General features: G+C 66.2%; 10 protein-coding genes. 8 read left to right on the top strand and 2 right to left on the bottom strand.

The annotated features are described in order from the left end of the window. Positions 1-35 precede the first annotated feature (35 nt). The 5 genes from gcvH (at position 36) to RUU78_RS14935 (ending at position 7,188) form a co-directional block, all read left to right on the top strand. The gene (gcvH, locus tag RUU78_RS14955; RefSeq protein ID WP_313917968.1) at positions 36-434 is read left to right on the top strand and encodes a glycine cleavage system protein GcvH; all 399 of its coding nucleotides are present in this window, start codon (positions 36-38) and stop codon (positions 432-434) included. Positions 435-1,558: 1,124 nt separating this feature from the next. Beyond that, entirely contained in the window at positions 1,559-2,065 is a 507-nt protein-coding gene (metJ, locus tag RUU78_RS25680; RefSeq protein ID WP_343232317.1) for a met regulon transcriptional regulator MetJ, read from the top strand. 354 nt (positions 2,066-2,419) lie between these two features. After that, positions 2,420-3,463 carry an SRPBCC family protein gene (locus RUU78_RS14945; protein ID WP_313917967.1) on the top strand — a complete coding sequence of 348 codons (1,044 nt, stop codon included), beginning with the start codon at positions 2,420-2,422 and terminating at the stop codon, positions 3,461-3,463. A gap of 89 nt (positions 3,464-3,552) precedes the next feature. Continuing rightward, complete coding sequence (locus RUU78_RS14940; protein ID WP_313917966.1) at positions 3,553-5,835, top strand: glycoside hydrolase family 44 protein; 2,283 nt, start codon at positions 3,553-3,555, stop codon at positions 5,833-5,835. Positions 5,836-6,129: 294 nt separating this feature from the next. Further along, positions 6,130-7,188, top strand: a complete 1,059-nt coding sequence (locus tag RUU78_RS14935; protein WP_313917964.1) for a TonB family protein — start codon at positions 6,130-6,132, stop codon at positions 7,186-7,188. Between the two features lie 98 nt (positions 7,189-7,286). Here the strand turns inward: RUU78_RS14935 and RUU78_RS14930 are convergent, their stop codons facing one another. Continuing rightward, positions 7,287-7,907: a GPP34 family phosphoprotein gene (locus tag RUU78_RS14930; protein WP_313917962.1), complete on the bottom strand. Its 621-nt coding sequence runs from the start codon at positions 7,905-7,907 to the stop codon at positions 7,287-7,289. A gap of 63 nt (positions 7,908-7,970) precedes the next feature. After that, entirely contained in the window at positions 7,971-9,131 is a 1,161-nt protein-coding gene (locus tag RUU78_RS14925) for a serine hydrolase domain-containing protein (protein WP_313917960.1), read from the bottom strand. Between RUU78_RS14925 and RUU78_RS14920 the strand changes: the two genes are divergently transcribed. The 3 genes from RUU78_RS14920 to RUU78_RS14910 all read left to right on the top strand — a co-directional run. Further along, positions 9,112-9,369 carry a hypothetical protein gene (locus tag RUU78_RS14920; protein ID WP_313917958.1) on the top strand — a complete coding sequence of 86 codons (258 nt, stop codon included), beginning with the start codon at positions 9,112-9,114 and terminating at the stop codon, positions 9,367-9,369. The genes RUU78_RS14925 and RUU78_RS14920 overlap by 20 nt on opposite strands. Before the next feature lie 795 nt (positions 9,370-10,164). Then, positions 10,165-12,246: a winged helix-turn-helix domain-containing protein gene (locus RUU78_RS14915; RefSeq protein ID WP_313917957.1), complete on the top strand. Its 2,082-nt coding sequence runs from the start codon at positions 10,165-10,167 to the stop codon at positions 12,244-12,246. A 147-nt stretch (positions 12,247-12,393) separates the two neighbouring features. Further along, the coding region (locus tag RUU78_RS14910; protein WP_313917955.1) for a helix-turn-helix domain-containing protein at positions 12,394-13,199 on the top strand (806 nt) is incomplete at its 3' end.

The following is a 13,199-nucleotide window of genomic DNA, read 5'->3' as shown; positions in this document are numbered from 1 at the left end:
ATCGCGCGGCGGTGCCTACCTGACAGGACATGACCATGAACGAAATTCCCGGCGACCTGAAATTCATGAAATCCCACGAATGGGCGCGCGTCGAAGACGACGGTACCGTCACGATCGGTATCTCCGACCATGCCCAGGGCCTGCTCGGCGATCTGGTCTATGTCGAGCTGCCCAACGTCGGCGACACCCTCGAAGTCGGTGCTGGCTGCGCCGTGGTCGAGTCGGTCAAGGCCGCCTCCGACGTGTATGCGCCCGTTGCCGGCGAGGTCATCAAGGTGAACTCGGCGCTGTCGGACAAGCCCGAGACCATCAACGAAGACGCCTATGGCGATGGCTGGATCGTCGTCGTGCGTCCGACGAACTTGCAGGAAGACATGGAGAACCTGCTCGCACCGGACGCTTACGGGGAACAGCTAGACAACGAGGACGAATGATCGGCATCGCTCCGGTCTGCGGTCTTCCAGGGGGCGCGCCGAGAGGCGCGCCCTTTCGTTTGGTGGGGGATGTGTCGCGCATCGAGGACGCGCCCTTTTCGTTTGCAGAACGCGTCGCGCGTCGATAGGCATGACGCCTGCGGTCACGGATGCGTTTACGGGACGCATGCCGCTGCTCGACGCGTGGTGCTCCCAAGCGCGCGCTGTTTTGCTTGCGGAGTTCGAGCGTGGCTGGAGGGTGACGAGCGCGGCTGGCATCGTCGTGGCACGACTCGCGAATTCGCCGGGGCATTCACGCCAGCATCGCGTTTGGCGCAGCGATCCATCTTGCCCGCCTTTCTCACACCCCTTCTACTGCGGCCGCCGATACGCTCGCCCTGACGCGCGCTGCTCCCTCGTGTCGGCTCGACGTAGTGTCGGCTACGCCTTCGCCGTCACTCAGTCCGCGGCGCGCATCAGGACGGCGTCTCGACGGCCTCGCTACGAACGGGTGTGAGAACGGCGGGCTAGCGCCACACCATGTCGCACCACCGCGGCGACCTCGTCGAGATCATCGGCATGCGTGGCATCGCTCGACGATTTCTCCATCGTTCGCGTGACGCGCGAGGTCTGGTGATCGCTCGTTCGATGTGTGCTCGCACGCCGAACAACGCTGCGCAGTTTCGCGCAAATCCGTCCGCGCCGACCCGGTAAGCAGTCCGCAAGCTGAATGTTTTTGCGCCTTCGTCGTACCGCCATCGCGAGTTCGGTGTCGCGCTCGAGGGCGCGGCGCGTGTCCGGCGGGCGCGCGCTACCGGATGTTGGTGCGCGTGACGCATCATTTATGGCAAGGTAACTAAATATAGTAGTGGATTCGAATATGGCCACGCTAAAGACGGGGTTTTCTTTCGCGTCCGCTGCAGCTGCCGGTACGCGGACGCGCGGCGGCACCCTATCCATTTAGGCGGCTGGACGTCTCCGCGCGCGCGCGGCGCAACGGCGGCACACTCACCGCATGTGCATTCGACGCATGCTGAAAGCGATCGCGTCTTCGTGCATGTGGTTGTCGCGTATCGAAAAGTTGTTGACAGTGCCGGACGACAGGAATAATTTTCGCGCCGTTGAAACGCGCGCGTAATGGAGATATGTCGGAAGGCAAGTACATCGACCCGTATGTCGAACACGGGAGCAAGTCGGAAGCGGTCCGAAAGATCACCGTTTCGATCCCGATGCACATACTCCGACTGCTCTCTGACGAACGTACGCGGCGGCAGGTCGCCAACCTCCGCCACGCTACCAACAGCGATCTGCTGTGCGAGGCGTTTCTGCACGCTTTTACTGGGCAACCACTGCCAACTGACGAGGAGCTAAGACGTATGGCCATGAAGAAAGCAACCGCGAAGAAACCTGCCGCGAAGAAAGCGGCCAAGAAAGTCACTGCCAAGAAGGCCCCGGCCAAGAAGGTAGTAAAGGCCAAGGCTGCACCGGCCAAGAAAGTCGCCAAGAAGGCGGCGACCAAGAAGGTAGCGGCGAAGAAGGTCGCCAAGAAGGCGACGGTCAAGAAGGCAGTCGCCAAGAAGGCCCCTGCCAAGAAGGCGGCACCTGCCAAGGCCGCTCGCGCGACCAAGGCTGCCAAGCCCGCCGCGAAGTAATCGCTTCACGCTGCACCGTTACGAGAAGTACAACCAGCTGGACGTTTCGGATTTGCCCTCCCTGCGGTGCCCAGCGCAGGGGGTGGACTTATCCTCGACGAACGAGAACGCCGCGCAAGCGGCGTTTTTCGTTTAAGCGCCCGGCACGGGCGCACTCCAACAGGTGCAAGTCCTCCCAGCGGTTCCACGCGCCGAATGCGGACTCGCATGTCCGGTCGTGCGGAGGGGGCTCCTCGGAGGCGGTCTTCTCCAAGGTCCTATGCCGATTCGTCGCGGCGCAGCCACGGCGCCCAGGCGACAACCGGCTGCACATAGGGCTAGCATCGGTCATCGCCGCGGTTTCCGGAGTCTTTCATGCGCCTGTTCACGCGCTTGGTGGGTTTGCTGCTGGTGCTCGTGCTGTTGCTGGCCGGCATCGCCTTCGTGCTGCCTGATCGCGTCCATGTCGAGCGTTCGATCACGATCGCGCGGCCCAAGTCGCAGATCCACCTGTTGCTGACCAATCTGCGCCGCTTCAACGAGTGGTCGCCGTGGTTCGCGCGCGATCCGGCGGCGAGCTATACCTTCGGCGGCCCCGACAGCGGTGTCGGTGCGACGCTGGCCTGGGTCAGCCAGCAAAGCGATGTGGGCACCGGCAGTCAGGCCATCGTCGCCGTCGTGCCCGACGAATCGGTCACGTTGGATCTCGATTTCGGCGTTCGCGGCAAGTCTGTCGCCCGCTTCGATCTGCGCACCGAAAGCGGCGAGACCCGCGTGACCTGGAATCTCGACAGCGAATTGCCGCTGCATCTCGATCAGCGTTTCGGCTGGAATGCAATCGGCCGCTATATGGGGCTGTTCATGGATCGCCTCGTCGGCGCCGACTTCGAGCGCGGCCTGTCCAACCTGAAGCAGATCGTCGACAGTTTTCCCAACGTCGACATTGCCGGCCTCGCCCCGCAGCTCGCCGACCTGCCGTCACGCAAGCTCATCTACACCGACCTCGGCGAAGAAATCGACGATGCCGCCACGCAGCGTAGCTGGCAAACCGGACTTGCTCTGCTTACGCAGTTTGCCGCGCAACACGGTCTGACCATCCGCGGCCGTCCGCTGACGGTGACGCGTCTGCGCGATGCAGACGACGAACTGGCGGAACTCGCGCTGCCCGCGCACTACGACGTGATGCCCGACGATACCGACATACGCGGTCATGAACTCGCTGCGACGCGCGCGGCGATGATCGAGCACAGCGGCAGCGCCGCTGAGCGGCGCAAGCGAGTCGAGCAGTTGCGCGTATGGATGCAGATCAAGGGCCTGCGGGCCGGTGATCTGCTCATCGAGGAATATGCCGAAGGCGCCGACTTGCTGCAGGGCACCGTGCGCATAGCGATTCCGCTGCAGGCGACATCCGCACCCTGAGAGTGCGCGAATTCCTGCGGGGATGTGACCGCGGCCACGTACGCCGTTGGGCGGGACGCTAAGCTGGCCGTTGTCCCCTGGAGGTGATCATGTCTGCACGCGTCAGTCTGTTCCTGCTGGTGATGACTGCCGCGGACGCGTGCGCGCAGAATGCGCTGGATCTTTATGCAGACGGACTGAACCCGGCGTTCCAGGACTGGAGCTGGGCCGCGGCCGCCGACTATTCGCTCGCCAATGCAACGCCGGTGCAGGGCGGCGGCAGTTCGGTCCGCTTCCTGCCGCGCAACTGGGGCGGCCTGCTGTTCGCCGATCCGGTCAACAGCTACGACGCCGCGAATTACGCGTCGCTGACATTCTGGATCCATGGCGGCAGCAGCGGTGGGCAGAGCCTGCGTCTTGGCCTGCTCAACGGCACGACGGCACTGGCCGACGTGGATGTCGCGATGTATGCGGCGGGCGGTATCGTCGCGGCGACCTGGCATCAGGTCACGCTGCCATTCACGGCTGCCACGGGGCTGACGTCCGGCAGCTTCAACCGCGTGCAACTCATGGATTTCAGCGGCGCGACACAGGCGCAGCTCTATCTGGACACGGTGCGCTTCAGCGCACGCACGACACCGCCGCCATCCGGCTCGCAGAACGTCGCCATCGATCTGCTGCAGGATCGCCGCGCTGTCAGTCCGCTGATTTTCGGCGTGAGCTACGGCGACAGTACGGCGCTGTCCCGCGTGCGCTATCCATTGCGCCGCTGGGGCGGCAATTCGACCACGCGCTACAACTGGCAGGCTGACGTGCACAGCACTGCCGGCGACTGGTACTGGCAGAACATTCCTGACACTCCCGGTGGCAGCGGCAATCCGCCGGTTGGCAATTCGGCCGATGCCTTCATCGACCTCACGCGTACGCACGGCGGCGAAGCGCTGCTGTCGATACCGAGCATCGGCGTGGCACCGCTGGACGATCGCAGCAACAAACGCTGGGGGTACTCGCAGGCGAAATACGGGCCGCAGCTGCGCGACGAATGCGATGAGCCCGGCTCGGCGGGCTGGTGCACGGCCGACGCCGGCAACGGCGAGTGCGATCCGGCGCAGAACACGCGCCTGGATCCACAGGGCAACCGCTATTGCCAGTACTACGCCACGGTCAACGGGCAGCCGCGCCACCGCATCGTCAACAACGCGCGCAGCGATACCTCGTTCGACGTGACGCCGGCATTCTGGGCGCCGTGGATCGCGCACCTGCAAACACGCTACGGCGCTGCGGCCTCCGGTGGCGTGCGCCTGTACGCGCTCGATAACGAACCCATGCTGTGGAATTCCACGCATCGCGACGTGCATCCGCAGGCGCCGACCTTCGACGAGGTCTGGACACGCGGCCGCGATCTGGCGATCCGCATCAAACAGCAGGAGAGCGGCGCACGTATTTTCGGACCGGTCACCTGGGGCTATCCGGATCTGTTCACATCGGCTGCCGATGCGCAGGACTGCAACTGCCTGTCCGGGCCAGACCGCGCTGCACACGGCGGCAAGCCGTTCGTGCAGTGGTACCTGGAGCAGGTCTGCGCCTACCAGGCCAGCAGCGGCGTGCGGCTGGTCGACTATCTGGACCTGCATTACTACCCACAGGGCGACGGCATCGTCGATTTCAATGGCGCGAACCTCGGCTACTCCGAGAGCCCGGCCGTTGCGGCCAAGCGCCTGCGTTCGCTGCGCGAACTCTATGACGCGAACTATGTGTCGGAATCCTGGATTGCCGACCTCGGCGACAGCGACGGCTACCACTACAGCAAGCCGGGACTGATACCGCGCGCCAAAGCATGGATCGCGCAGGCCTGTCCGGGTACCAAGCTGTCGATCAGCGAATACAACTGGGGCCCAGATCAAGGCGCGACGGGTGCGTTGGCGCAGGCCGAGGCGCTCGCGATATTCGCGCGCGAGGGTGTCGACGCCGCCATGCGCTGGGTCGCGCCAGCGGCGGGCAGCTATGCCGAAGACGCGTTCAAGCTGTACCTGAATTACGACGGCAGTTTCAGTCGCGTCGAAGGCGACTACGTGCGCACGACCGCGAGCGACGCCGAGGCGTTGTCCGCGTATGCGATCCATCGCAGCGGCCAGCGGCTCTACCTGCTGCTGTTCAACAAGTCGACGTCACCGCAGAACGTCAACGTCAGCGTATCCGCGCCGATGAGCGGCAGCTGGAATGCCTGGCGCTTCGATGGCTCGCATCATCTCGCGGCGGCTGGCAGCGGCAGTATCAGCGGAACCACGCTGAGCCTCGCCGCGATTCCGGCACGTTCGGCGACTCTCGTCGTGCTGCCCGATCCGGCAGGCAGCGACCGTCTGTTCGCCGATGCATTCGAGTTGCTGCGGTAGCCCGTCACGACGAAGCCTGCTGCCTGGGCGCCGACTGCGCAGACGATGGGTTTTGCCCGTCAGCGACGCAATCTGACCGTCATCGTCACTTCCGTCGGCTAGCAGGGCGGCGCGCGGCGGACTGCGAAGCCGTTGGCATGACGCTTGCGACACTCGTCGCAAAATGCGCTACATTCGGAGTCATCCGCGCGACGCGGCCATGGGGGATCGCACGGCGAAAGCCGCATGGCTGCGCAGAGGAGTGGCATCGAGGGAGCGCGGATTCCCGGTAAACCTCTGTTGCGACGAGAAACCATGGCTGCTCGAATCGATCTGCGTTCCCTGAGTCACGCCCGCGGCAATGCCGCTCCCAAGGTCCTTGGTGCAGTTGTCGTACTCGCAGCGCTCGGCGCTGGTGCCTGGTACTTCTTCCTGCGCACGCCCGGTGTCGTGATCCCCGAGGTCGCGCCACCGCCCACGGAAACCGGCCAGACGACACCCGGAGTCGGTCCCGTCATCGTGACGCCGGATCCGGCAACGCTCGACAAGCTCAACACGCTTACCGTCGACCAGCTGTTCAAGGAAGCGCGCACGGCGCTCAACGAGCAGCGCCTGGTCTCGCCACCGGGCAACAACGCGCTGGAGTTCTATCTCAAGATCCTCGAGAAGGAACCGACCAACAGCGGCGCCCAGGATGCGCTGCGCGAACTGTTCACCTTCGCCGCGAGCGCGGCCGAGCAGGACATCAACGCGCGCAACATTGACAACGCCAACCGCGTCATCGAACTGCTGACCAAGGCCGATCCGAACAACTACACCCTGACGATCCTGCGTTCCAAGCTCGATGCGCAGCGCAAGATCGTCGAGCGCGAGACCGCGCAGGCTGCCGCCGCTGAGGAGGCCGCGCGCCGCCGCGCCGCCGAACCGGCCGCGACCGCTGCGGCTCCGGCGACCGGCGCAGGCACGACCGCCTCACCGGACACCGCCGGTACAGCGCCCGCCGCGAGCAGTAGCGCCGGATCGCGTCCAGCGACACCCGCAGCGCCCGACACTGCTGCACCCGCGCCCGCCGTCGCCGCACCGGTTGCCGCGGCGCCGGTCGGCGAGTCGCGCGATGCCGTGCTGGTCAAGTCCGTGCCACCGCAGTATCCGAATGCCGCCCTGCGCCGTCGCCAGGAAGGCTGGGTGCAGGTCGAGTTCACCGTAACGAGCAGCGGCAGCGTCGCCAACGCGCGCGTGCTCGATGCCGATCCGCCGCGCACGTTCGACCGCGCTGCGCTCGACGCCGTGCAGCGCTGGAGTTTCAATCCGGCCATGCGCAACGGTGCCGCGGTCGAGGCGACGATCCGCCGCCGCATCGAATTCAAGATGTAAAGCGAATCTTCGCGTCACCAGAAAAAGGCCGGCTATGTCGGCTTTTTTCTTTTTGCAGCATCGGAGCCATTGCCGCATTCCCGGTGGTGGCCGCCGGCTCAGGCCAGCAGGGCGTCGCGTATCAGCGCGATGCCACCGAGTTCCTCGTCGAAGGCCACACCATTGAGACCCAGCAGCAGGCGGTTCGCGCGTTCGTGCTGCCGTGCGTCGAGGTGCGTGGTCATGACGCCAGCGACGTCGGCGAGTACGAGCAGCCCCAGGCCGGCTGTGCCGCCGGCACCGTCGCAGGCCTGCTGCAGCAGTTCGCTCGCGTCGTTGCGCGCCTGCAGCGAACGTAGCGGATAGCGCAGCGCGTCGCTGCGCCAGAAGCGCCAGTCGCGCACCCGGTGCAGGAAGTCGCGCCGGTACAGTCCTTCGAGTAGGTCGTCGGTGAGCGGCGCAAGGCGGCGCGCGACGTGGCGCAAGGCGTTCGTGGCGTTGGCCCCGGGTTTTGCGGCCAGCGCAGTGGCTGCGGCGTTGAGCAAGACGTGGCTGGACGGCAGGCTCGCATCGACCTGCAGTCGGCCGGGCGCGAAGGGCACAAGACGCCGCTGCACGATCAGATCAATCAGCAACCCGGCGGCGCAGACGATGTCGACGCGCGTGTCGCGATGCGCCAGCGTGATGCGGCCGGACACGGGATCCAGCGCCAACAGCAAGAAATGTTCAGCGATCAGCACCGCAAGCCCCTGGTCGTACCACGCGAACCAGTATGGCGAGAAATGGCTGAGCCGGCTATCGCGTCAGCGCGCGGCGCCGCCGGCTGCCATGCGGCTGCGCTCGAGCAATTCGACGCCAGCCCAGTCGACCTGCGGCAGCCCGAGGTAGCGGTCCATCGCCATCGGCAGCAGGCCGGTCGGCAGCGAGGTCTCGCAGTTCCACAGCATGACCAGTCCGAAGCGGCGTTGCGGCAGGAAGGCGATGACGCCGCGGTAGCCCTGCACGGCGCCCGCATGGAAGACCAGGGTCTCGCCGGCATAGTCGAACACACGCCAGCCCAGGGCGTAGTGTGCGTCGCGCAGGCGGCCGCGGCGCCATGGTGCCGAGGTCATCTCCGTCGGGGTGGCGACCACGGGACGGTGCAGCGTATCGAGCAAGTTCGCCGGCAACACGTCGGGGCGTCCCCCCATCTGTGCGATCAGGTACTGGCTCATGTCCTTGATGCTGGCATTGACGCCAGCGGCCGGTGCTACGTGATAGTAGTTTTCGCGCGGCTGGAACGGCAGCCAGCGGCGTCCGCTGCGGGAGTGTGGTCTGGCCCATTCGCGGCTGGATTCGAGTGCGTCGCGGCCGTAGGTCGCCGTCGTCATGCCCAGCGGATGGAAAATGCGCTTCTCGACCTGGTGGTAGAAGAAATCGCCGGTTACCGCGTAGGTCACGTCGCCGAGCAGGCTGAAGGCGACGTTCTGATAGCTATAGCAGTCGCCGACGCCGCAGATCGGGTCGATTTCGCGCAGACGGTCGACCAGCAGCGGATACGGTTCGTCTTGCTCCAGCAGATGATCGTAGGAATTGTGCGGCAGGCCGACACGATGACTCAGGATGTCGCGCACGCTGAGCTTTTCCGCTGCGCTGGCGTCCTTCAGCGCGAAGGTCGGCAGGATACCGCCGATGCGGCTGTCCCAGGCGATGTAGCCGTCGTCGACGAGCATGCCGGCCAGCGTGGTCGCAAACGACTTCGACAGTGAGGCGAGACGGAATACCGTATCCGGCGTCACCGGCGTGCCGTTGTTCGCATCGGCGAAGCCGACGCCGCGCTGCAGCAGCACCTGATCGCCTTGCACCACGGCTACGGCGAGACCCGCGACCTGTCCCGAGGATTCGATCGAATCGAGCCAGAGATTCACGTCGGCCGCGACGCTCAGGCCGGCCTTCGGCGAGATCGTGCCGCTGACCACCGGCATGACCGCCGCGACTGCAGGGGCGCGCCTGCTTGGTGCGATGGCTTTCTTTGCCGGGGCTCGTTTCTGGACCGGTGCTTTCCGGGACGGCTTTTTGGCAGAGGTCGCGGCGCGCGTGCCGCTGCGCTGGGCCGCCGCGCGGGCGTCCGGGATGCCCGCAAATCCCAGGCTCAAGGCCAGGACCGCCAACACGGACAGGATCGACAGCCGCGTCATGCGGCCGTGCCGAAACAGGGAATGAAGTGTGCGCCCGCGCGGCAGAACGCGCGTGACGGCGAAACGGAAAACGTCGAACTCGAAAGCATGGGCTGGTCTGATGCTGGTCGCGCCGGAGGCATTGTCGTGCAGATGCGCGCGCGTCACAACGGCGCAGGATGCCGGCAACATGCGGGTTTACGGGTAAGAAAAGAGTTAACCCGCATTTCTCGCACCCGTTCGTAGCGAGGCCGTCGAGACGCCGTCCTGGTGCGCGCCGCGGACTTCAGTGACGGCGAAGGCGTAGCCGACGCTACGTCGAGGCGGCACGAGGGAGCAGCGCGCATCAGGGCGAGCGTATCGGCGGCCGCAGTAGAAGGGGTGTGAGAAATGCGGGTCAAGCGCAGCCGGCGCGAGAGCGTGGCAACAGCGCTGTGCGCACGCAGAGGCGGTGGGCATGACGTGCAGTGCTTGCTGGCGTGTTTCGTGAGCAACGGCCATGACTCCGCGATGCCCGCAGCAAACGCAACCTGCGCTGGCGGGCGGTGCGCGACACTGTGACGGTCGCGCGATCACCCGCGTGGCAATCGGGTTGCTTGCGCGCCGCTGCATTGCTGCAGTGGCGCTTTTTTGTTCGCGCTGTACGGCGGGCGAGTCGTCCGCCGCGCGGTATTGCGTCAGGTCTGTTGCATGCGTTGCGCGTCAGTTGTGCCGAACCCACGAGTTTGTGGCATGCTCGGTTCAACCTACGAAAGTCTTCGTTATTCGACCGATGCGACCCGAAGCGATAGCCGATCCGAGTTTGCGCCGAGTCCTGTGCATCGCAGGGCGGCGCGTCGACGTGGGCGCCCTGCGCGTTCATGGCGACGGTGAGTCACAGCGCATCACCCCCAAGGCGATCGGTGTGCTGCTCGAACTTGCGCGCGAGCCCGGCGTCACGCGCATGCGTGAAGAACTGCTGCAGCGCGTGTGGGCGGGGCGGGCCGGCGACGGCGACGTGCTGACCCAGGCGGTGAAGGAGCTGCGCCGCGTCTTCGGTGATGACCTCACCACGCCGCGCTTCATCGAGACGGTGCCGCGGCTGGGTTATCGCCTGCTCGCCAGCGTGGAATGGGACGACAGCCTGTTGCTGACCGCAACCGCGGAACGCGATGCACCGGAAGTGACGTTTGCGCCGCTGCCGCAGGTCGCGGGTGCAACGCCACGCGCGGCAGGTACTGGGTACTGGCTCGTCGCGGCCTGTGCCGCTTTGGCGCTGGTCGCGCTGGTCGCTGTGGTGCACCTGTGGCGCGGCGACGGCACGGCAACGGCTGCCGTGACCGGCGCACCGCTGCTGCTGACGGCCGAACCCGGTGCCGAATCCACGCCGCGCCTTACGCCCGATGGTTCGCGCCTGGCCTATGTCGCACTCGATCCGGACAGCGGACGCCAGCGCGTGCAGGTGCGCGGCGTCAACGCATCGACCACGCTGCTGCCGAGTGAGGGCATCGGCGAGGAATCCTGGCCGGTTTGGTCGGCCGACGGTGCGCAGCTCGCGTTCGTGCGCCACGAGGAGCGGCGCTGCAGCATCGTCACGGTGGACGCACTGGGCGGCGTCGAACGTGTGCGCGGCCGTTGCGCGCCCGGCATGTTCGAGAGTTTCGACTGGTCGCCGGACGGCCGCAGCTTCGCGATCGCTAGCTTCGACGGACCCGGCACCGCGCGCCTGGCGCTGCGTTCCGTCGAAGGCGGCGAGGCGCAGCCGTTCGACTACGCCTTCGACACGGCCGAGCACGATCTCGCGCCGCACTACTCGCCGGACGGCAGGCGCATCGCGTTTCGCCGCGGCCTGTCGCCGTACTGCGATCTCTACGTCGTTGCCGCGACCGGCGGCGAGGTACGCAGGTTGACCCATCTCGCCGCGCTGATCCGCGGCTTCGACTGGATGCCCGACGGTAGCGGCCTCGTATTTGCGTCCAATCACGCGGGAAGTCAGGCGCTATATCGCGTCGATCTCGCCGACGGCCGCGTCAGCGCCCTCGGCGTTACGCCGGCGCAGATGCCCGATATTGCTGCACGCGGCGACGCGCTCGCCTACGAGGTGCCGCGTACGCGTTCGATCATGCAGGGGCTGCTGCTCGACACGCAGGAGCGCGGCACGAGCGAACTGGCACCGTCGACGGGTAGCGACAGCTACGCGGCCCTGTCGCCGGACGGCAGCCGGATCGTCTTCGTGTCCGATCGCGGCGGCCGCCCGCAGCTATGGCTGTACGAGGCCGCAACGCGACAGAGCAATGTGCTGACGCACGACGACGCGCTATTCCTTTATCCACAATGGAGCATCGACGGGCGCCGCCTGGTGGTCACGCGGCGGCGCGACGGCCACGGCCAGCTGGTCGAAATCGATCTTGACAGCCAGGCCCAGCAGGTGGTGTCGGACCCGACGATCGACGTGCGTTTCGGTACCTACGCGCCGCGCGCCGGCTATCTGCTGATCGACCGGCACACGCGCACTCCGCGGCTGCTGCATGTTGCGCAACCGCACGCGCCGGCGCGCCTGCTGCGCGAGCGCGTCGCCGCGGTCGAGGCCGATGCCGCGAGCGGGCGCATCTACTACAGCCGCGCCGACGGCGGCGGCGTGCGCGTACTCGGTGAGGACGAGGCGCAGGAGCCCGTCCTCGCCCTGGTCGGCAACCGCTTTGCGTGGCATGTGCGCAATGGCGCCCTGTGGTACTTCGACAGTGTCGAGGAGAACCCCGACGAGATACTGCTACGCCGCCGCGCGCTCGCCGGCGGCATGGACGAAATCATCTGGCGCACGCGGGACGCGATCGATCATCGCAGCTTCGACGTTTCTGCCGATGCACGGCGGCTCGTCCTCATCCGCATTACCCGCAACGACACCGATATCGGTCTGTTGCGGTTCTTGCGTGGCCAGCACTGAAACGCCGGCCGATGAGCGGCGATGCAAAATCCCGCCGATATTTCACCGCTTTCTAAGCACAATCTCGTCGGCCGCTCACACGATTTCGGGACGGGCGCCGAAGCTCCGCCGTATTCCTTGCCGCCAGATTCGGGCGAAGGAGACGACATGAGAATCATCGGTGAAACACTGCGACATGGCGGGCGACTGGAACTCGGCGGTGTCGATGCACTGCGACAGCGCTGCGGCGAGAACCTGCTCGCGATCGTGGGCGGCGGTCGCGGTGCAACCCTCGCGACGGCCGGTGACGGTGGCGGCATCTGGCTGCCGTTGCGCGGCAAGCTGCGTCTGGCCAATGGCGACAGCGGCTTCACGCTGGAACCCGGACAACTGTTGATCAGCGAAGCCGACCAGCGCCTGCAGGCGACGGGTCGTGGAACCTCGCTCTGGATCGTGCTGCTGGCACAGCGCAGCGTCTGGCGCCGCGCACTGATCCGCGCCGGCGGCGCGCTCGCGCCGGAGCCCAGTCTCGTGCCGGCCTGGCATGCGGCGGCACCGACGCTGCGGAGGCTCGCGCTGCGCATCGTGCGCGCGACGCTGGAAAACCGCGGAGAATACGCGCTGCAGAGCGCAGTCGACGATCTGCTCGGCAGCGTGGTCGATCTGCAGTCCGAATTCGCGGCGATGATCGAACGCTGTCCCGGCCGTACGCTGGCGCAGCGCCAGAATGTGTTCCTGCGTCTGCAGCGCGTACGCAATCTCATGGCCACCCGCTGTGAGCAGGAACTCGACATTCCCGAGCTGGCGCGTGTCGCGAGCTATTCGCCGTGGCATTTCATCCGCGCGTTCCACTCGGTCTACGGCGATACGCCGCATGCATACCTCGTCGACCGGCGCCTCGAACGCGCACGCCGGCTTGTGCGCTGCTCGCCGCTGGCGATCAGCGAGATCGCCGGCGCCAGCTCCTTCGAGAA

It is taken from the genome of Tahibacter sp. (assembly GCF_032229445.1).
GTDB lineage: Bacteria > Pseudomonadota > Gammaproteobacteria > Xanthomonadales > Rhodanobacteraceae > Tahibacter.
The sequence above is the reverse complement of the archived record's forward strand: the minus strand, read 5'-3'. Positions and strand labels throughout refer to the sequence as shown.